The sequence below is a fragment of the Actinoplanes sp. NPDC000266 genome (assembly GCF_042899005.1).
GTDB lineage: Bacteria > Actinomycetota > Actinomycetes > Mycobacteriales > Micromonosporaceae > Actinoplanes.
Genome location: NZ_JBIAZI010000010.1, coordinates 357,008 through 376,733, shown reverse-complemented (window position 1 = coordinate 376,733; position 19,726 = coordinate 357,008). Strand labels below are relative to the sequence as shown.

Sequence of the window (19,726 nt, the reverse complement as noted above, 5' to 3'; positions counted from 1 at the left end):
GGTTTCACATCCTCGGGAGTTGAGTGTCAATGTGTCAAGTCTGAGGCGTGGCATCCTCCAGGGCGCGACGGAGCCGCTCGATGGCAGCCCGGGTGGGCCCAGGCATGGAGCCGGCGGCCTGCGAGAGGTCATCGACCGAGGCCGCAGCCAGGGAGAAGAGAGCACCGGCGGGCGCATCAGCCGCCGTGGAGAGGGTGTCGCGAACAAGGGCGGCCCGGGTGAAGCGACGATCCCACCGGCGGTCGGCCCCGATCCGGCGGTGAACTTCAACGGCTGCCGCCCGAAGCGCGGCGACCCGATCGCCGAACTCTTCCGGCCCAGCCGGCCGCCCAGCGGCCGCCGCCAGCCGAAGTCGCCGCTGCTCAGCGGCCTGCCGACTGCTCAGCCCAAGCGCACCCGCAATATCCGACCAGGTGGCGCCACCCCGCCGCGCTTGGTCGATCAGCTCAAGCTCTTCGGCATCGAGGCGCGCCCGAGCTTCGGGAATCGCCCGCAGTCCTTCAAGTCCATCCACGCCAAGAGCTTACCTCGGTTGTCAATGAATCATTGACAACCGAAGGCAGGGTCCCGCCCTCGCCCCTCCCGTCCTCGACCCTCCGCCCCTCGCCGCTCCACTCCTCCCGCCCCTTGCCCTCCGTCCCTCGCCCCCGCCCCTCGCCCCCGTCCCTCGCGTCCCTCGCCTCTCCACTCCTCGTGCCCCTCGCCCTCCGTTTCCGCGCCTCCCGGCCGTCTCCCTCGCCCGCCCGTTCCTCCGGTGCCTCCGCGCTCCCTGCGGGTCCGCTCTCAGGCGCGAGGCGAGGCCAGGCGACAACGACAGCGTCGTTTTGTCTTTTTTGGCAAGCTGCGCAAGCCGCATGCGGGGCGCCTTTCCAACGCTCGGGCACATGAGCTGGCAGGGACCACGGGGGGAAGGGCGAGGGGCGAGTGACGGGAGGGGCGAAGGGCGAGGGGTGGGAGTGGCGCATGGGTTGCCGGTCCGGCACGGGTCGCGGAAAGGGCCGGGGTGGCGCGAGCGGCGAGGGGCGAGTGGCCCGAGGGGCGCGAGTGGCGGGAGTGGCGTCGTGAACCGAGGGGCGCTAGTGGCGCGAGTGGCGTTTGCGGCCCAAGGGGCGCTAGTGGCGGAAGGGGCCCGAGCGGCGGGAGGGGCGAGGGGCGACGGCGCGAGAGGGCTGAAGGGGCGAGGGCGCGAGGGGCGAGGGCGCGAGGAGCGAGGGCGCGAGGGCGAGCGACGGGAACGCGAGGCGCGAAGCGTGAGGGCGAGGGGCAGGAGGCACTAGGGAGGGGGAATGAGCGGCGGGAGGGGCGAGAGGAATTCAGGGCGACGGCGCGACGAAGGCGAGAGTGGAAGCGGTCAGGCTGCGGTGGCCGGGAGGGGCTCCGATGCCGGGGTGGACTGCTGGGGTGGGTGGCGTAGCAGGAGCACGGTCAAGATCAGGGCGGCCAGCACGAAACCGGCCGCTACCAGGAAGGCGAAGGTGTAGCCGGCGTGCAAGGCGGCCACCGGGGAGGAAAGGGCGGCCGAGTCGGCTCGGGCGGCGGCCACGGCGGCCAGCAATGACAAGCCCACTGCTCCGCCTGCCTGCTGGGCCGTGTTGCTGAAGCCGGACACCATGCCTGTCTCTGATGGGGCCGCGCCGGCCATGGCCAGCATGACTATCGACGGGATCGTGACGCCTATGCCCAGGCCCATCACGATCAGCGGGGGGAGCATGTCGAGCACGTACGACGGCTGGGTCGGCACCCTGGCCAGCAGGAGCAGGCCGGCCAGCAAAGTGGCCAGGCCGGCGATCAGGACCGGGCGTGGGCCGAAGCGGGCGGTCAGCCTCGCCGCCACGAACAGCGACACCACGCCGATCACGATCGGGGTGGGCACGAAGGCCAGGCCGGTGCCTAGGGCGTCGTAGCCCATGACCTGCTGTACGAACAGCGCGTTCACGAACTGGAAGCCCATGCCGGTTGCGAACACCAGCACCACCACCGCGTTCGCGCGGAGCAGCCACGGGCGGGCCAGCAGGCGGAGTGGGATCAATGGGCGGGGTGCGGCGTGTTGACGTACGAGGAAACCTGAAATGAGCAGCAGGGCCGCCGCTCCGCTCGCGGTTGCCGGGATCAGGGCTTCGGGTGAGCCGGTGCGGGTGATCGCGTACACGCCCAGGGCCAGGCCCAGCGTGATCAGCGCCGCGCCGGGCACGTCCAGGCCCGCGCCCAGGCCCTGGCCCTGCTCGCGGGGCAGCACGCCGCGGGCGGAGAACCAGACCGCCACGCCGATCGGGACGTTGATCAGGAAGATCACCGGCCAGCCGAGGGCGTCGGTCAGCACGCCTCCGACCACGAAGCCCAGGGCCGCCCCGCCGGCCTGCGTGAAGCTGTAGATGCCCAGCGCCCGGGCCTGTGAGCGCGGCGACGGGTAGAGCCGCACGATCATGCCGAGCACGACCGCCGCCGCGAACGCGCCGCCCGCGCCCTGGAGGAAGCGGCCCGCTATGAGCAGGCCGGCGCTGGTCGCCAGGCCGCACAGCAGGCTGGCCGCCACGAAGATGCCGAGCCCGGCCAGGAACACCCGCCAGGCGCCCAGCAGGTCGCCGAGCCGGCCCGCCAGCAGGAGCAGGCCGGCGAAGGCCAGCAGGTACGCGTTCACCACCCAGGAGACGCCGGCCGCCGAGAAGCCGAGCTCGCGCTGAATGTCGGGCAGGGCGACAGCCACGATCGTGCTGTCGAGAACGATCATCAACGACATCGCGCACAGGACCGCCAACGCGGCCGCGCGCCGGGGCACGGAAGGACTCATGGTCCGACCGTAACAGATAGTCTGCTTGCGGACTATCCCGTAGCGACTTACCTTCCTCGTGCTCGCCGCACCGGCTGCGGGCCGGGATCGCGGGGAGAGTCGGCAAGCAGGCCGAGGGCCTCGACGAAGGCGGTGCGCGTCTCGGCCGGGAGCCCGCCGAGGGCGTCGCGGTGCACCCGGTCGACGATCCGCTGACCCTCTTCGGCCTTGAGGCGGCCCTTCTCGGTGACCGAGATGATCCGGGCGCGGCGGTCGACGGCCGAGGGCCTGCGTTCGGCCAGGCCACGCTTCTCGAGGTCGTCGACCGTACTGACCATGGTGGTCTTGTCGAGGTCGGCCAGGGCGGCCAGCTGGATCTGGGTGCGCTCCTCCTCCAGGGCGTGCACGAGCACGCACTGCATCCGCGGCGTCAGATCAATCTCGGACAGGGCGGCAGCCAGCCGATTGGAGAGCGCGTGACCGGCGACGTTGAGCAGGCCGGCGATGTCGCGCTCGGTGCGTTCGGGGGCGGGCATGCACGCAGCATATCCCGGATCATCTGCAACGGGATGATCCGGGGCCGGGACGGTCGGCGGGCCTGCCCCCGTGTCGGCCCGCCGTCCGACCCGGCGGCTCCGATGTGGACAACCTACGAGGGGGCCCGGCGCCTCGACAACCGATTAAGGGCGCAGCGACTTGAGCAGGGCGATGTCGGCCGCGTGGCCCACGTGCTCGACCGACGGGGTCTCCACGATCACCGGGACGTTCTCGGTCGCCGGGTGGGCCATCAGCTCGGCGAAGGCGGCCGTGCCGATGCGGCCGGCGCCGATCGTCTCGTGACGGTCGCGGGTCGAGCCGCACTCGTCCTTCGAGTCGTTCGCGTGGATCAGCTGGAGGCGTTCGCGGCCGACCGTGGCCACCAGCGCGTCCAGCGTCTCGGTCATGCCGCCCGGCGTGGCCAGGTCGTGCCCGGCCGCCCAGGCGTGGCAGGTGTCGAAGCAGACGCCCAGCCACTCGTGCCGGTCGACCGCGTCGAGGTAGCGGCCCAGGTCCTGCACCTTGGAGGCGAGGCTGCGGCCGCCGCCGGCGCTCGGCTCGACCAGCAGGCGGGGCATCCCCTTGGCCGCGGCCGTGTCGAGCAGCGGCAGCAGGGCCTCGCGGAGCTGGTGGAACGCCTTGTCGTCGTGGGACTCGTCGACCGAGCTGCCGGCGTGGAAGACGACGGCGGTCGCGCCGATCGCCTGGCCGCGCTCCAGGGCGTGCGCGAGCACACCCACCGAGCGCTCGACCGTCAGCTCGGTCGGCGAGCCCAGATTCACGAGCAGAGAGGCGTGGATGTACGCCGGGACGCCGCGCTCACCGCAGCCGTCGCGGAACAGGACGTCCTGCTTGGGGTCGCCCGACGGGAGAGCCCAGCCGCGCGAGTTGGAGACGTACACCTGCAAGGTCTCGGACCCCGCGGCGTCGACATACGGGAGGGCGGCCTTGGCCAGCCCTCCCGACGTCTTGGTGTGTGAACCGATACGGCGGTTTAGAAGCACTGGATCCTTACTTCACTGCCCGGCGCGACCTGCGTGTTGCCGGCCGGCTGCTGACTCCGTACGAAAGCGTCGGCGTTGAAGTCGATATGGACGTTGAGGCCCATGCCCTTCAGCGTCGCCTCGGCCTGCCGGCAGGGCTGGTTGGTGAGGTCGGGCACGGTCACCAGCGGCGGGCCCTTGCTCACGTCGAGGGTCACCACGTCGTCGCGGGCGGCGCCGGTGCCCGGCTTGGGCGTCTGCGCGATCACCGTGTCGGCCGGCTGGTCGCTGTCCTTGTAGCGCTCCTGCGCCTGCAGGCCCAGACCGGCGAGCTCGTTGCGGACGTCGTTGATGTTCTTGCCCACGAGGTCGGGCACCTGGATCGGCGCCTTGCCGTCGCTGGTCACCACGGTGACCGTGTCGCCGCGCTTGAGCTCCGTGCCGGCCTTGGGGTCGGACGAGATGACCGCGCCCTCGGGGATCGTGTCGCTGTACTGGTGGTTGCCCTTTTTGATCTTCAAGCCGAGCTGCTCGAGCTCGCCCTGCGCGGCGGTCAGCTCCAGACCGGCCAGATCGGGCACGCCGAAGCGCTCCTTGCCCAGCGACAGGGTCAGCGTGATGGCGCCGCCCCGGACGATCCGCTCACCGGCGGCCGGGTCCTGGTTGACCACCGTGTCCTTGGGGATGTTCTCGTTGAACTGCCCCTCGGCGTAGAACAGCTCGAAGCCGTTCTGGTCGGCGAACAACTCGGCCTGGGCCTTGGTCATGTTGACCATGGCCGGCGCGTCGCTGTAGCGGCCCAGGAAGACCCACCACGTGCTGCCGACGACGACGAGCACCATGACGGCGATGGCCGCCGACAGGAAGATCTTGCGCCGGTCGGGACCGCTCTTCTGCGAGCGCGAGCGGGGAACGCGGCCGGCCGTGTATTCCTGGCCGCGCGGCGGCGGGCCACCCGGCCCGCTCGGCCCGTTCTGCCCGGGCAGGCGGGCCCACGGGGGCCGGTCGGCCACGGCGGGCACCACGGTCGTCGCGTCGGCCATGGCGGCGCGCGAGGCGGGCACCTGGCGCAGCAGCGCGGTCTCGACATTGGCCGCGCCGAGGTCGTCGCGGACGGTCTGCACCTCGGCCAGCAGCGCGCCGGCGTCGGTCGGCCGCGCGCCCGGATCGCGCCGGGTGGCCCGGGCGGTCAGGTCGTCGAGCACCGAGGGCAGGCCCTTGACCACGCTCGACGGGGCGGGCACGTCGTTGTCGACATGCTCCCAGGCGACCGCGACCGGATCGTCGCCGTCGAACGGCACCCGCCCGGTGAGCATCTCGAAGAGCACGATGCCGGCCGAGTAGACGTCGGTGCGCGCGTCGGCGTGCCCGTCGGTGACGAGCTCGGGCGCCACGTAGGCGACCGTGGCCATGAGCTGGCCGGAGTCGTCGGCCGTGCTCGCCTCGACGGCGCGGGCCAGGCCGAAGTCGGCCACCTTGACGACGGAGTCGACGAGGTTGCCGGCACCGCCGCTCGGCGCCTCGGCGACCAGCACGTTCTCCGGCTTCACGTCGCGGTGCACGAGGCCCGCCCGGTGGGCGGCGGCGATCGCGGCGAGCATCTGCTCGAGGATCGCCAGCGCCTCCACCGGGTTGAGCCGGCGCCGCTGCGTGAGCAGGTCGCGAAGGGTGCGGCCCTGCACGTATTCCATGACCAGATAGGGCAGGCCCTGGTGGCGGCCCTGATCGTAAACGGCGACGATGTTGGGGTGGGTGAGCCGGGCGATCGTCTTGGCCTCGTCGGTGAACCGGTCCACGAAGTGGACGTTGGTCGCCTGCGACGGGTGAATGATCTTCAGAGCGACGGTGCGCTCGAGTCGTTCGTCGGTGGCCGTGTAGACGGTCGCCATGCCACCACGGGCCACGCGACCGGTGATCCGGTAGCGGCCGTCAATCGTCGTGCCGATCAACGTGTCGGCGACTGTGGTGTCCATCGGCGTGAAGTGTATGTGTCTTTCGCGTGGGGGCGGTCCAGGATGTCATAGCTGAGTCCAAACGGGTACGCGCGTGGACTCCAAGCGGGACATTCACCACGACAAAACCGGATTTAATGGTTATGTCGGCGGTGTCGCCGGCCCTGCCAGCTCGGGCTCGGCTCCACCGATTCGCCCGGAGTGGCGCTTGTCTCACCGGGCGAGGGTTCGGCGCTGCTCGATGCCGACGGCGTGGGCGAGGGTGACGAGGCCGGAGCGGTCGGCGTCGGCGCCGGAGGCTGCTCGCAATGGCATTCCGTCTTCGTCGGCTTCACCGGCCTCGACGGACTTGTCGGATTTGTCGCAGGACGCGGAACGGAAGCGGGCGGCGGCGCGGCGATCGGCCCGCCCTCGCTGACGCCGGCGCCGGTGGCTGTTCCCGCGGCCGCGGCGACACCGGCCCCGGCGACGACGCCGGTGGCGGCACCGCTGACAGCGCCGGCTCGAGGCGCTCCGGTCGAGACGGGCGCCCGCGCGACGCCCTGTGCCCCCGGCGAGGAGGCCGCGGCCGGCCCGGCACCCGCCCGGGCCTCGGAGATCGCCACGGTGTCGGCCGAGGCCGGCCGCTCGGAGATGAGCGACCCCAGGCCGTTCACCACACCCAGATAGGCCCCCGCCGCCCCGACCACCGTCAGCGTCCCGAAGGCCGTGACCGCCAGCGCCCGCCGAGGCCGCCGCGGCTTGGTGTCCGGCGCCGTCGAGCTCTCCGGCGGCACCAGGCCGCCGAAGGTGCTCATACCCGTGGACGTCACGTCGGGCCCGCCCGCAGGCGGCTCGGCGGGCGCCCGGCCCATGTCGTAACGCAGCGAACGCCACGCCCCGGCCATCTCCGTACGGGTCCTGCGCAGCAGGCTCATGGGGTTGTCTCTCCGCTCTTCTGGCACGCTGTAGGAGTGAGCGATTCCGTAACCGCCGGACCGACCGAGTGGATCAACCTGCCGGACGTGTCCGCGAAGCTCGACGTGTCGATCAGCAAGGTGCACCAGATGATCCGCGACGGGCACCTGCTCGCGGTGAGGCGCGACAACGTCCGCGTGGTCCCCGCCGATCTCGTTGCCAACGACACCGTGCTCAAGCACCTCCCCGGCGTACTGACCTTGCTGCGCGACGCCGGGTATAACGACGAAGAGGCTCTGCGGTGGCTCTACGAGCCCGACGACACCCTGGACGGCAACGCCGCGAAGGGCCTGGGCGGTCACCGCGCGCGCGAGGTCAAGCGCCGGGCCCAGGCCGTGGGTTTCTAAGAGGTACGCATCCGGCAGCGCACGCCGAACTGGCGCTGCCCCGCTTCATCGTGGGGCCGAGCTGAGCGCGGCGTGCGCTTCAGACTGCCCGCAAAGCCCTGTGCCGTCCCGGCCTCAGACCGTTCGCCGCGTCGCCGCGTCGGCGAGGCGGTGCAGGACCTGGCGGGCCTCGTCGTCCAGCGGGGCCGCGTCCAGGGCGGCCAGCGACGCCGTCATGAGCTCGCCGATGCGCTGTTCGGTCGCGGCCAGGGCGCCCGAGTCGCGGATCAGGTCGCGGAGGCGTTCGACGCCGGCGTCGTCCAGGCCCTGGTTGCCCAGGCCCTCGTCCAGCTCGGCCTGTTCCTTCTCGCCCAGGGCGGCGAACGCGGCCGCCACCAGATAGGTGCGCTTGCCCTCGCGGAGGTCGTCGCCGGCCGGCTTTCCGGTCTCGGCCGGGTCGCCGAAGACGCCCAGCACGTCGTCGCGGAACTGGAACGCCTCGCCCAGGGGCAGGCCGAACGCCGTATACGCGGCGAACACCTCCTCGCCCGCGCCGGCCAGGGACGCGCCCAGCAGCAGGGGGCGTTCCACCGTGTATTTCGCCGACTTGAAGCGGGCCACCTTGCCGGCCCGCTCCACCGACGTGTCCGCCGTGGCCTGCGTCAGCACGTCCAGATATTGGCCGACCGTAACCTCCGTACGCATCTCGTCGAAGATCGGGCGGGCCCGGGTGATCTCGGCCACGCCGGCGCCGGAGCTCTGCAGCATCTCGTCCGACCAGACCAGGGCCAGATCGCCCAGGAGCACGGCCGCGCTGTCGCCGAACGCGGCCGAGCCGCCCCGCCAGCCGGCCGACGTGTGCAGCTTCTCGAAGCGGCGGTGCACCGACGGCTCGCCGCGCCGGGTGTCCGAGCGGTCCATCAGGTCGTCGTGGATCAGCGCGCTGGCCTGCACCAGCTCCAGCGCCGCCACCGCGGCCACGATCTGGTCGGAGTCGGCCCCGCCGGCGCCCCGGTAACCCCAGTACGCGAAGGCCGGCCGGAGCCTCTTGCCGCCACCGAGCACGAAGTCCTCGAGCGCGGCCGACACGTCGGCCAGGGCCGGGTCGATCGTCGTCAGGCGGTCGCGCTGCGCGGCAAGGAACGCGGCGAGCGCCTTGTCGACCCGGGCACGCAGGTCGGAGGCATCGGTGGCAAGCACGCCACGACGCTAGCCCAATCGCTGTGAGCTGCTGACGGTAGAGTCGGTGTGTGGCTCTCGGACTGCCTTCGCGCCTGCCCGGCACCCCCGCGATCGGTGACCTGATCGCCGGGCCCGAACCCACCTTCTCCTTCGAGTTCTTCCCGCCCAAGACCCCGGAGGGCGAGCGCCTGCTGTGGCAGGCGATCCGGGAGCTCGAGCCCCTCAGACCCGACTTCGTCTCGATCACGTACGGGGCCGGGGGCACCACCCGCGACACGACCGTCGCCGTCACCGAGCGGGTGGCCACCGAGACCACCCTGCTGCCGATGGCGCATCTGACCGCGGTGAACCATTCGGTGGCCGAGCTGCGCAACGTCGTCGGCCGGCTGGCCGGCGCCGGCATCCGCAACGTGCTGGCCGTGCGCGGCGACCCGCCCGGCGATCCGATGGGCGAGTGGGTGCGGCATCCCGACGGCGTGCTCTACGCGGAGGACCTGGTCCGGCTGGTCAAGGAGTCCGGCGACTTCAGCGTCGGGGTGGCCGCGTTCCCGTACAAGCACCCCCGCTCGGCCGACGTCGACACCGACACCGCCCACTTCATCCGCAAGTGCCGGGCCGGCGCCGACTTCGCGATCACCCAGATGTTCTTCGAGGCCGACGACTACCTGCGCCTGCGCGACCGGGTGGCCGCGGCCGGGTGCGCCGTCCCGATCGTCCCCGGTGTCATGCCGGTGACCCGGATGGCGACGATCGAGCGTTCCTCGCAGCTGTCCGGCGCGCCGTTCCCGCCGGCCCTGCTGGCCCGTTTCGAGCGGGTGGCGCACGACGAGGCCGCCGTGCGGGCCCTCGGGGTCGAGGTGTGCGCCGAGATGTGTGCCCGCCTGCTGGCCGAGGGCGTGCCCGGCGTCCACTTCATCACCCTGAACCGCTCCACCGCGACCCGCGAGGTCTGGCAGCTGCTCGCCCCCACGGCCGCGGCCGTCTGAAAGTGCTCTGGGAGGAGTACGCCGCCACCTGGTCCGGCCTGCACGGCGGTTTCGACCCGCGCCGGGCGTCTTTTCTCGTACGCGGGTGGGTGCGCCTGGCGTACACCTGCGGGTCCTGGCTGACCCGCCGCCGTATCGGCCCGATGGCCGTGACCACCGCCGGGCTGGTGCTGTGCCTGCTGGTGCCGGCCGCCGTCCGGCTGGGCCGTCCCGGACTGGTCCTGGCGGCCGCCCTGGCGCTGCTGGCCGCGCTGGCCGACAGCATGGACGGCGCGGTCGCCGTGATCAGCGGCCGTACGACCAAGCTCGGCTACGTCTACGACTCATTGGCCGACCGCTTGGGCGAGGCGGCCTGGCTGACCGCGTTCTGGCTGGCCGGCGCCCCCGGCTGGCTGGTGGTCGCCGCGGGCGGTCTGAGCTGGCTGCACGAGTACGCCCGGGCGCGCGCCTCAGCCGCGGGGATGTCCGAGATCGGCGCCGTGACGGTCGCCGAACGCCCCACCCGCGTCCTGATAGCGATCTTCGGCCTGATAGGCGCGGCGGCCCTGCCAGTCGTGTCCACCGTGGCCACCGCCGTCTGGCTGCTGCTGGCCGTGGTGGGCGCCGTACAGCTGGCCGCGGCCGTCAGGCGCGCCCTGAGCTGAGCCGCCCCGAACCGAGCCGCCCTGAACTGAGCCGCCCTGAACTGAGACACCCTGGACTGAGCCGCCCTGGACTGGCCCGGATCGCCGGAGCCGGGCCGCGGCCGACGAGAGCCACGTGCCGGGCACCGGGGTCGGTTCCGGCTGCTGCGACCACGGGGCGGCCCGCAGCGGCTCCTCCAGGCCGAAGGCGGCGTCGACGCGCTTCTGGGCACGGCGGCCGAGCTTCTGTCCCGGCTGTTCGACGAAGCGGTAGGCGAACGAGCTCAGGGCCAGGGTGCCGGCGATGAAGGCGCCGCCGACCACGATCCACCCGAACGCCGAGTCGATCACCACGTCGGGGGTGATGTGCAGGACGACGTTCATCACGGCGATGTGGGTCAGGTAGACCGAGAAGCTGATCGCGCCGAGCCAGGTCAGCACGGCCGGCATGGGCCTGCCGCGCAGCGCGAAGGCGAGCCCGAAGCTGCCGGCCACGGCGATCGAGACGAGGGTCCAGCGGACCAGCTCGGTGCGCTGGCCGGTGTGCAGCCAGTTGGTGAAGACGCAGCACACGAAGACGACGCTCAGGGCCGCGACGGCCGCCCGGCGCCCGGTCTGCCCGTGCTGGAGCCGGTAGATGACCGTGCCCGCGAACATCACCGACAGCATGAGCACGGCCTGCCAGGACGAGGTGGCGACGACCGTCTTCGTGGCATGGCCGTTGACCATCGGCAGCAGCACCAGGCCGATGCCGGCCGCGCCGGCGGCCAGCACGAAGACGCGGCGGCCCTGCAGATAGGCGTACAGGCTGGCCGCGAGCATCAGGACCAGCAGCGCCGCCAGCGCCCGCCGGTGGGCGAAGGCCCCGCCCAGCAGATCGTCCGGCAGGCGCGTGCCGGCCACCACCGCGAGCAGCGCCAGACCGGCCGCCCACCAGGCGCTGAGCTTGTGCAGGCCCCAGACGAAGAGGCCGGCCACGATCAGATAGAAGGCCATCTCGAAGGAGAGGGTCCAGAACGGCGTGATCAGGCCGCCGACGCCGACGAAGTCCTGGAGCATCGTGGCCTGGCCGAGGACCGCGGTGATGGTCTCGGCGCCCATGGTCTTGTTGAGCGGCATGAACCCGAGGGCCATGAAGAGCCCGACCGTGACGACGGCGAACAGATAGGTCGGGTAGATCCGGAACAGCCGGCCGATCCAGAACTTGCGCAGGGAGCCGTGCCGTTCCAGGGACATCGGGATGACATATCCGCTGACCAGGAAGAAGAGCAGGACCCCGTACTTGCCGAAGTCGAAGAAGTCGTAGATCTGGAGGTGCCGTTCGCGCCCGATGACGAACGGGCTGAGATGGAACAGGGCCACGGTGGCCGCGGCGAAGCCGCGGAGCGCGTCCAGCCAGGCCATACGCTGGACTTTGGGTGCGCTGGCGGGTGCGGCGCCGACCGGCGCGCTCAAGATCTCAGACATGGCCCAGCGCACGATAGTAGGGCCGTGGGGCCGCCCCCACCCCGCGAAGATCACCGCGGGTGACGCGGGGACCGCTCTCCGCTATTCCACCTGTTCAGTAGCTGTGGCCACCGTGGGCGGTGTTGAAAAGATCACTGTGATTCGTTACCGCCGTTTAACATCGCGGCCAGGCGCGCGGCCGGCTCACCGCCCGTGAGCTGCTCCGGAATGCGCAGGAGCTCGATCCGGTGCACGAGCCGGGGCGCGACGACCGGCACCGCGGCCAGGCCCGGGTGGGCCGCCACCGCCGGCTCGGGCAGGACGGCCAGGCCGTGGCCGGCGGCGACCAGCCCGGTCAGCACGGTCACGTCGGCGCCGTCGTAGCGCAGCCCCGGGCGGAGCCCGTCGACCGGCAGCCGGGTGAAGGGAGTGACGTCCGGAGCGTCGATCCAGTACGCGTCGGCCAGGTCGCTCAGCTCGACCGCGCGGCGGCGGGCGACCGGATGGTCCACGGGAACGGCCACCACGGCCGGGCTCTCGGCCACACCGATCACCCGGGCGGCGCCGGCGTCGGGCAGGCGCAGGGGGTCGCTGGGCGCGGTGAAGCCGTCGGCCAGGCCCAGGTCGGCCTCGCCGGTGGCGACGCCCGCGACGACCTGGTCACGGCCGGCGATCCGGAGCCGGGCCGAGAGACGGGCCGATTCCGTACGCAGCCGGGCCAGCGCCCCGGCCAGCTCCGGGTGCCAGGCGAGGGGCGTGAGGGCGACGATGAGCCGGCCCGGCGGGGCGACCACCCTCGTCACGTCGGCGCGGGCGGCCTCCAGGCGTACGAGAAGAAGCGAAGCGTGATGGCGGAGCCGCTCCCCCGCCGGGGTGAGCGCGACCGGGCGCCGGGTCAGCAGTGGGGTGCGCAGGTCGGCCTCGAGGGCGGCGATCTGCTGCGACACGGCCGACTGGGTGTAGCGGAGGCGCTCGGCGGCGGCGCTGAACGAACCGGTCTCGGCGACGGCCAGGAAGGTGCGCAGCAGGTGGGGGTCCACATCAGGGATGCTAATGCCACGGTCAGCAGCCATCGTTGGACCTGATGCCGCCGGCGGGCCCACGATGGGTGCATGATTTCGATTGCCCTGGTGGGAGACCGGTCGCCGGCCGTGCGGGCGCACTCGCGCATTCCGCGGATCATCGACGCGCTTCGCGAACGGGAACAGATCGACCTCGACGTCTACTGGGTGCCGACCCCGGAGGCGGCCGATCCCGAGGTGCTGCGCGGGTACGCCGGCATCTGGCTGACGCCCGGCAGCCCGTACCGCAGCGAAGCCGGCGCTGTCACCGCCGCCCGGACCGCCCGCGAGGAGGGCATTCCGTTCCTGGGGACGTGCGGGGGCTTCCAGCACGCCATGCTCGAGTTCGCCCGCAACGTCTGCGCGCTGCCCGGCGCCCGGCACGCGGAGTACGAGGACGCGGCGGGCGGCGACGAGCTCATCACCGAGTTGTCCTGCTCGCTGGCCGGGCACGAGGGTGCGGTCGACCTGGCGCCAGGCTCGCTGATCGAGTCGCTGCTGGGCGGCGGCCGGACCGTCGAGCGCTACCACTGCGCCTACGGCATCGCTCCCGGCTACATCGCCATGCTGCGGGAGCACGGCATGCGCTTCTCCGGCACCGACGACGAGGGCGACGTCCGGGTGGCCGAGCTGCCCGGGCATCCCTTCTATCTGGCCACGCTCTTCCAGCCCGAGCTGGCGGGCGACGGCGCCGATCCGCACCCGGTCATCCGCGGCTTCGCCCTGGCCGCACGTCAGCCCGCGCGCACCTGATTGCGGCCGCCTTCCTTGGCCGCGTAGAGGTGGGCGTCGGCCCGGGCCAGGACCGTGCGGGCGTCGTCGCCGGGTCGCAGCGGGGTCAGGCCGATGCTGGTGGTGACCCGCAGGCCGGGGGCGATCTCGGACCAGTCGTGGCACTCGACGGCGGCTCGCAGGCGTTCGCAGATCTCCAGGGCGCGGGCCGGGCCGGTGTCCAGGTAGAGCACGAACTCCTCGCCGCCGTGCCGGGCCGCGTGGCCGCTCGGCTCGACGATGCCGCGCAGCAGGTCGCCGACCCGGCGCAGCACGCTGTCGCCGGCCTCGTGCGAGAAGGTGTCGTTGACCCGCTTGAAGTGGTCGAGGTCGAGGATGGCCACGCTCATCGGGGCGTGGTCGGCCGCCAGCACGGTGGCCAGGTGCTCGTCGGAGCGGCGCCGGTTCCACAGGCCGGTCAGCGCGTCCCGTTCGGCCAGCTCACGGAAGCGTTCCCGGTCGCGGCGGGCCTCGTCGATCGCGAAGCGGGCCTGGGTGACCGAGGCCAGCGCCTCGCTCTGCTCGGTGCGGCGGGCGGTCCAGGCCTGGTGGAATTCGACCATTTCCCGGTACGCCCTCTCGAAGTTGCCGAGGTCGGCGTGGCAGGTCGCCAGCAGTTGCAGGGCGATCGCGTCCATCTCGGGCACTTCGTCGCGCCGGGTCAGCTCGCGGCACTGCTCGAGCAGGGCCAGCGCGCCCGGCACGTCCCCCTCGGCCCGCTTGATCTCGGCGAACGTGATCAGACAGGCCGGCACCGCGTCGACGTCGGTGGACGGGGCGTGGGCCAGAGCGTCCTGGAGGATCCGGGTGGCCCGCCCGGTCTGCCCATCGGCCATCAGAACCCGGGCCACGGTGTCGGCGCAGGAGGTGTTCATCGGGTGGCCGGCCCGGGCCGAGTGCTCCTCCATGCGCCGGGCCAGCCGCCGGGCCATCGGCTGGTCGTTCTCGCGATAGCAGGACCAGGCCCAGTTGTTCAGGTTGGCGATGATCAGGTCGGGCTGCCCGAGAAGGTCGGCCAGCCGCTGGGCGACCCGGTACTCCTCGTGCGAGACCCGGCCCAGCCGCTGGTCGTTGACCTGCGCGGCCAGGATGACCGCATGGTCGACCCGCAGAACGAGCGGATCCTCCTCGGCGAGGAGCCGGTCCGCCTCGTACGCGTGCTTGACCGCCTCGGCGTTGTCACCGAGCCGCCACAGCCCACCGGCGATGACCGCGTGCGCCTTGGCCACCACGAGCCGGTCACCGGCCGCACCCAGCTCGGCGTGCGCGGCCCGGATCCCTTGATTCTGCCGCCCACCCCGGTTGTCCAGGTCAGCCACGACGAGCCGGGCCAGCGCCGCGTACTGCCGGTCCCCGGCCGCGAGCGCCACCCGTTCGAGCTCACGAGCCCGATCGGCCAGCCCGTCGTGGCTCGCGTAGACCGCCCCGACCAGCGCAGTCAGCTCAGCCTCGAAATCGCTCCGGGCCGGGCGGCGAACGGCGACTTCACGCATGCCCCACCTTCGGCCACACGACCGCGAGCTTGAGCCTTTCCCGCGATCAGCGCGGGAAGCCCAGGGCCTCGGCGTAGTAGAGGGAGCCCTCCAGGTGGAAGGCGATCTGCCTCGGTGACCAGGCGTCGCCGTCTCGGTGGTCCAGGGCGGCCGGGGTGGCCGCGCGCAGGCGCAGGTCGTAGATCTGGGCCAGGCGGGTCAGGCGGCTGCGGGCCTCGTCGAGGTCGTCGGTGGTGAACGGGGCCAGGTCGGCGGCGGTGGTGATCGCCGAGGCGTGCCAGTGGTCGGGGATCGTGGGCACGCCGGCCAGGCGTGCCTCGATCTCGGCCAGGTGGTCGATCAGGTGGTCGGTGATCCGCCGGACGGCCTTGTGCGGCGTGTAGACGCGGTCGCCGTCCGGGCGGGGGACGCCGTCCCACGCGGGCCAGGTGGCGGCCCGCGCGAGACACGCGCCGATCATCGTGGTGACCACGTCGGCCGGGTGGCGGTCGTCGGTCTCGGGGAGGTCGGTCATGGCCCCATGAGACCGTGCCGATCGTTCGGCGCCGGCCGAACGGTCAGTGCGACAGGATGTCGCTCAGCACCTCGATGGCCTGGTCGACGCCGTCGTCGTCGACGTCCAGGTGGGTGATCACCCGGGCGATCTTCGGCAGCATGGGCGCGATCAGGACGTCGCGCTCGGCGGCGCGGGCGGCCAGGGTGGGCGCGTCCAGCGAGGACTTCGACAGGTCCAGCAGTACGAGGTTCGTGCGCACCCGGGACGGGTCGACCACGCCGAGCGGGGCCAGCGCCTCGGCGATGCGCGAGGCCCGCGCGTGGTCGTCGGCGAGCCGCTCGATGTGGTTGTCGAGGGCGTACCGGCCGGCCGCGGCCAGGATGCCCACCTGGCGCATGCCGCCGCCCATCCGCTTGCGGATCACGCGGGCCTGGGCGATGCGCTCGCGGCTGCCGACGATCAGCGAGCCGACAGGCGCACCGAGGCCCTTGGAGAGGCACACCGACAGCGTGTCGAAGCAGGCACCGTAGGAAGACAGCGACACCCCGTCGGCGACGTGCGCGTGCCAGATCCGAGCGCCGTCACAGTGCAGTCCGATGCCCGATTTTTTCGACAAATCACGCAAAGCAGTCAGCGTCGAAAGCGGCACCACCGAGCCGCCACCCAGGTTGTGCGTCTGCTCGACGGCGATGGCCCGCGTCGGCACCGAGGGGTAACCGGCGGGGCGGATCATCGAAGCGATCTGGTCGACGTCGAGATCGGCGCCGACCGACGGCCACGTACGCGACGAGATGCCCCCGATGGCGGCCGCCGCCCCCACCTCGTACGTGACGACGTGCGCGTCCGCACCGGCCAGCAGCTCACCACCCGGAGGAACGTGCAGCTGGAGCGCGATCTGATTGGCCATCGACCCCGACGGGGCGAACAGCGCCGCCTCGTGCCCGAAAAGCCCGGCCACATGGGCCTCGAGCGCGTTGACGGTCGGGTCGTCCCCGAAGACGTCGTCGCCGACCTCAGCACTGAACATGGCCTCCCGCATCTCGCGGGTCGGCCGGGTGACGGTGTCGGATCGAAGATCAACCACGAAGCATCTCCGCAACGAGGAACGCGAGCTCGAGGCTCTGCTGGGTGTTGAGGCGGGGGTCGCAGGCGGTCTCGTAGCGGTCCGGCAGGTCGAGGTCCTCGATGCCCTGGGCGCCGCCCAGGCACTCGGTCACGTCCTCGCCGGTCAGCTCGATGTGGATGCCGCCCGGGTGGGTGCTCAGGCCGCGGTGGACCTCGAAATAGCCGAGCACCTCGTCGACGATGCGGTCGAAGTGCCGGGTCTTGTAGCCGTTCGACGACTCGTGCGTGTTGCCGTGCATCGGGTCGCACTGCCACACGACCTTGGCCCCGGCCGCGGTGACCTTCTCGACGATCGGCGGCAGCGCGTCGCGGACCTTGCCGTTGCCCATCCGGCTGATCAGCGTGAGCCGGCCCGGGATGTTCTCCGGGTTGAGCTTCTCGCACAGCTCGAGCGCGGTCTCGGGCGAGGTGCCGGGCCCGAGCTTGACGCCGATCGGGTTGGCGATCCGGCTGATGAAGTCGATGTGCGCGTGGTCGAGCTGACGGGTCCGCTCACCGATCCAGAGGAAATGACCACTGAGGCCGTACGCCTTGCCGTCGCTCACCCGGGTCAGCGCGCGGTCGTACTCCAAAGCCAGGGCTTCATGCGAGCAGTACAGGCTGACCGTGCGCAGGGCCTCGTTGTCGGTCATGCCGCAGGCCCGGATGAAGTCGAGGGCCCGGTCGATCTCGCGGGCGATCGCCTCGTACCGCTCACCCGCCGGCGACGCCCGGACGAAGTCCTTGTTCCAGTCGTGCAGGCCGTGCAGGTCGGCCAGGCCACCGGCCAGATAGGCGCGGAGCATGTTCATGGCGGCGGCCGAGTTGGCGTACGCCCGGATCATCCGCTGCGGATCGGCCCGGCGGGCGGCCTCGTTGGCGTCCAGCGAGTTGATCAGATCGCCGCGGTAGGCGGGCAGGCCGAGCGAGTCGGTGGCCGACGAGCGGGGCTTGGTGTACTGCCCGGCGACCCGCGCGACCTTGACGACCGGCATGGAGGCGCCGTACGTCAACACGACCGCCATCTGCAGCAGGGTGCGTGCGTTGGCCAGCAAGTGGCTCTCGGTGTTGTCGGCGAACGTCTCGGCGCAGTCACCGCCCTGCAGGAGGAAGGCGCGGCCCTCGCAGACCTCGGCCAGCTTGACCCGCAGCTGGTCGACCTCGTACGGGGCGACGATCGACGGGACGACGTCGAGCACCTCGCAGACGGAGGCGACCTCGGCCGGGTCCTCCCACGGCGGCACCTGCACGCGGGGCAGGCCTCGCCAGACGTCGAGGCCGAGGGCCTCGTCCTCGGCGGAGTCGGTCGAGGGGCGGGAGGTCTGCAGAGCGGGGTTGCCGACCCCCGGATACGAAAGCTGATGCCACTCACGGCGCATGACGGAAAGCCTACGAGTGAGGGGCACCGACCTTGCGGGCGGTGCCCCTCTTCTCACCTGAGGAGATGAGCCTTCAGTCAGGTCAAGGGCGGTGGTGGGGCGGTTGGATGGGGAGTTGTGTTGCTGGTCAGAGGTTGTTCTTGATGGCGGAGATCAGCTCACCGTTGCTGGTGTCGCCCGAGAACTCCCAGAAGAACGCCCCGGCGAGACCCTGGTTCTTCGCGTAGGTCATCTTTCCGGCGATGGTCGACGGGGTGTCGTAGCTCCACCAGTTGCTGCCGCACTTGGCGTACGACGTGCCGGCCACCGTTCCGGTGGGCGGGCAGCTGTTCTTGAGGACCTTGTAGTCCTCGATGCCGGCCTCGTACGTGCCCGGCGCGGCCCCGGTCGCCGTGCCGCCCGGCGCGGCCTGGCTGACCCCGGTCCAGCCGCGGCCGTAGAAGCCGATGCCGAGCAGGATCTTGTTGGCCGGCACGCCCTTGCTCTTGAGCTTCTGGATCGCCGCGTCCGAGTAGAACCCGGCCTGCGGGATGCCGGTGTAGGAGGTGAGCGGCGAGTGCGGGGCGGTCGGGCCCTGCGCGGCGAAGGCGCCGAAGTAGTCGTAGGTCATCGGGAAGACCAGGTTCAGCTTCGAGATGCCCGACGCGTAGTCGGCCACGTCCAGCTTGCCGCCGTTCGAGCCGTCGGCGGTGATGGCCGAGGTGATCAGGAAGCTCGAGCCGAACTTGTTGCGCAGCGCGGTGATGACGTTGTTGTACGCCGCCGGTCCGCTCGCGTCGCAGCTCAGGCCGCAGGCGTTCGGGTACTCCCAGTCGATGTCGATGCCGTCGAAGACGTCGGCCCAGCGGGAGTCCTTGACCAGGTTGTAGCAGGAGTTGGCGAACGCGGTGGGGTTGGCCGCGGCCTGGGTGAAGCCGCCCGACCAGGTCCAGCCGCCGAACGACCAGATGATCTTGATGTTCGGGTACTGCTTCTTGAGCTTGCGCAGCTGGTTGAACGAACCGCGCAGCGCGCCGGCGTCCCACGTGTCGGCTACGCCGTCGACGCTGTTGGCCGCGGTGTACGCCATGTCGTAGTCGGCGTAGGAGTCACCGATCGTGCACTGGCCGCCGGTGGTGTTGCCGAACGCGTACAGAATGTGCGTCAGCTTCGAGGCCGAGCCCGAGGTGACCAGGTTCTTGACGAAGTACTGGCGCTGGTAGACGCCCCACTGCGCGAAGTAGCCGACGACGTTCTTGCCGCTCGTTCCCGGAGGCGTGGTGGTCGGAGGCGTGGTCGGCGGCGTCGTGGGCGGAGTGGTCGGCGGGGTGGTGGGGGGCGTGGTCGGGGGCGTCGTGCCGCCACAGACACCGTTGTCGATCCAGACGTCCCACTGTCCGCTGTGCGTGGCCGGCGACTCGTTCTGAGTCCACCACTTGGCGGTGTAGTTGTGGCCGCTCTGCGAGGCGACGTTGTCCTTGACGTACGTGGCGGTGGAGGACCAGGCGGGGGCACAGGCCGCAGCAGCCGACGCCTGGGTCGCCGGGACCGTGGCGGTCGCCGCGACCACCACGATCGCCGACACCAGGGTGGCGCGGCGGAGGGATTTCTGCACTTCTGACTCCTCGTCGAACGTTTAGGAAACTTTCCTGAAAGTTCAGTGAGGGAGACGGTAGTCACAGAT

The 19,726-nt window shown here is 71.6% G+C and carries 17 protein-coding genes and 1 pseudogene; 5 read left to right on the top strand and 13 right to left on the bottom strand.

The features are described 5' to 3' along the window. Window positions 1–19: 19 nt before the first annotated feature. Window positions 20–550 carry a hypothetical protein gene (locus tag ACFY36_RS37205; RefSeq protein ID WP_499750575.1) on the top strand — a complete coding sequence of 177 codons (531 nt, stop codon included), beginning with the start codon at window positions 20–22 and terminating at the stop codon, window positions 548–550. Window positions 551–1,351: 801 nt separating this feature from the next. Here ACFY36_RS37205 and ACFY36_RS37200 read toward each other — a convergent pair. The 5 genes from ACFY36_RS37200 to ACFY36_RS37180 all read right to left on the bottom strand — a co-directional run bounded on the left by ACFY36_RS37200 (window position 1,352) and on the right by ACFY36_RS37180 (window position 7,156). Further along, a complete protein-coding gene (locus tag ACFY36_RS37200; RefSeq protein ID WP_499750574.1) occupies window positions 1,352–2,788 on the bottom strand; it encodes an MFS transporter in 1,437 nt (478 codons plus the stop codon). Window positions 2,789–2,835: 47 nt separating this feature from the next. After that, the gene (locus tag ACFY36_RS37195) at window positions 2,836–3,303 is read right to left on the bottom strand and encodes a MarR family winged helix-turn-helix transcriptional regulator (protein WP_498695836.1); all 468 of its coding nucleotides are present in this window, start codon (window positions 3,301–3,303) and stop codon (window positions 2,836–2,838) included. Window positions 3,304–3,447: 144 nt separating this feature from the next. Further along, on the bottom strand, window positions 3,448–4,308 hold the full coding sequence (locus tag ACFY36_RS37190) for a deoxyribonuclease IV (protein ID WP_499750573.1): 861 nt from the start codon (window positions 4,306–4,308) through the stop codon (window positions 3,448–3,450). Next, entirely contained in the window at window positions 4,299–6,260 is a 1,962-nt protein-coding gene (gene pknB / locus ACFY36_RS37185; RefSeq protein WP_499750572.1) for a Stk1 family PASTA domain-containing Ser/Thr kinase, read from the bottom strand. Before pknB ends, ACFY36_RS37190 begins: the two co-directional genes overlap by 10 nt. Window positions 6,261–6,373: 113 nt before the next feature. Next, window positions 6,374–7,156: a hypothetical protein gene (locus ACFY36_RS37180; protein ID WP_499750571.1), complete on the bottom strand. Its 783-nt coding sequence runs from the start codon at window positions 7,154–7,156 to the stop codon at window positions 6,374–6,376. A gap of 36 nt (window positions 7,157–7,192) precedes the next feature. Here ACFY36_RS37180 and ACFY36_RS37175 point away from each other — a divergent pair, with 36 nt between their 5' ends. Continuing rightward, entirely contained in the window at window positions 7,193–7,543 is a 351-nt protein-coding gene (locus ACFY36_RS37175; RefSeq protein WP_499750570.1) for an Rv2175c family DNA-binding protein, read from the top strand. Between the two features lie 114 nt (window positions 7,544–7,657). Here ACFY36_RS37175 and ACFY36_RS37170 read toward each other — a convergent pair whose 3' ends face one another. Further along, the gene (locus tag ACFY36_RS37170) at window positions 7,658–8,722 is read right to left on the bottom strand and encodes a polyprenyl synthetase family protein (RefSeq protein WP_499750569.1); all 1,065 of its coding nucleotides are present in this window, start codon (window positions 8,720–8,722) and stop codon (window positions 7,658–7,660) included. Window positions 8,723–8,772: 50 nt separating this feature from the next. Here ACFY36_RS37170 and metF point away from each other — a divergent pair, with 50 nt between their 5' ends. Together metF and ACFY36_RS37160 are read left to right on the top strand one after the other, a co-directional pair. Further along, entirely contained in the window at window positions 8,773–9,690 is a 918-nt protein-coding gene (metF, locus tag ACFY36_RS37165) for a methylenetetrahydrofolate reductase [NAD(P)H] (RefSeq protein ID WP_499750568.1), read from the top strand. Between the two features lie 2 nt (window positions 9,691–9,692). Beyond that, complete coding sequence (locus ACFY36_RS37160) at window positions 9,693–10,334, top strand: CDP-alcohol phosphatidyltransferase family protein (RefSeq protein WP_499750567.1); 642 nt, start codon at window positions 9,693–9,695, stop codon at window positions 10,332–10,334. Between the two features lie 261 nt (window positions 10,335–10,595). Here the strand turns inward: ACFY36_RS37160 and ACFY36_RS37155 are convergent. Together ACFY36_RS37155 and ACFY36_RS37150 are read right to left on the bottom strand one after the other, a co-directional pair. Next, window positions 10,596–11,717, bottom strand: a pseudogene (locus ACFY36_RS37155) (acyltransferase family protein); the annotation flags it as partial. A gap of 194 nt (window positions 11,718–11,911) precedes the next feature. Beyond that, window positions 11,912–12,799, bottom strand: coding sequence for a LysR family transcriptional regulator (locus ACFY36_RS37150; protein WP_499750566.1), 888 nt, complete (start codon window positions 12,797–12,799; stop codon window positions 11,912–11,914). Window positions 12,800–12,871: 72 nt separating this feature from the next. Here ACFY36_RS37150 and ACFY36_RS37145 point away from each other — a divergent pair, with 72 nt between their 5' ends. Next, window positions 12,872–13,573, top strand: coding sequence for a CTP synthase C-terminal region-related (seleno)protein (locus tag ACFY36_RS37145; RefSeq protein ID WP_499750565.1), 702 nt, complete (start codon window positions 12,872–12,874; stop codon window positions 13,571–13,573). On the opposite strand, the gene ACFY36_RS37140 is transcribed toward ACFY36_RS37145, so the two are convergent. From ACFY36_RS37140 to ACFY36_RS37120, 5 genes are all read right to left on the bottom strand, one after another. After that, complete coding sequence (locus ACFY36_RS37140) at window positions 13,555–15,084, bottom strand: GGDEF domain-containing protein (protein ID WP_499750564.1); 1,530 nt, start codon at window positions 15,082–15,084, stop codon at window positions 13,555–13,557. The genes ACFY36_RS37145 and ACFY36_RS37140 overlap by 19 nt on opposite strands. A gap of 46 nt (window positions 15,085–15,130) precedes the next feature. Next, entirely contained in the window at window positions 15,131–15,598 is a 468-nt protein-coding gene (locus tag ACFY36_RS37135) for a hypothetical protein (RefSeq protein WP_499750563.1), read from the bottom strand. A gap of 43 nt (window positions 15,599–15,641) precedes the next feature. Continuing rightward, window positions 15,642–16,664 (bottom strand): threonine aldolase family protein, encoded by a 1,023-nt coding sequence (locus ACFY36_RS37130; RefSeq protein WP_499750562.1) that lies wholly within the window; start codon window positions 16,662–16,664, stop codon window positions 15,642–15,644. Continuing rightward, window positions 16,657–18,063 (bottom strand): class II 3-deoxy-7-phosphoheptulonate synthase, encoded by a 1,407-nt coding sequence (locus ACFY36_RS37125; protein ID WP_499750561.1) that lies wholly within the window; start codon window positions 18,061–18,063, stop codon window positions 16,657–16,659. The genes ACFY36_RS37130 and ACFY36_RS37125 overlap by 8 nt, the downstream gene beginning before the upstream one ends. Window positions 18,064–18,190: 127 nt before the next feature. Next, a complete protein-coding gene (locus ACFY36_RS37120) occupies window positions 18,191–19,657 on the bottom strand; it encodes a glycosyl hydrolase family 18 protein (protein WP_499750560.1) in 1,467 nt (488 codons plus the stop codon). Between the last annotated feature and the right edge of the window lie 69 nt (window positions 19,658–19,726).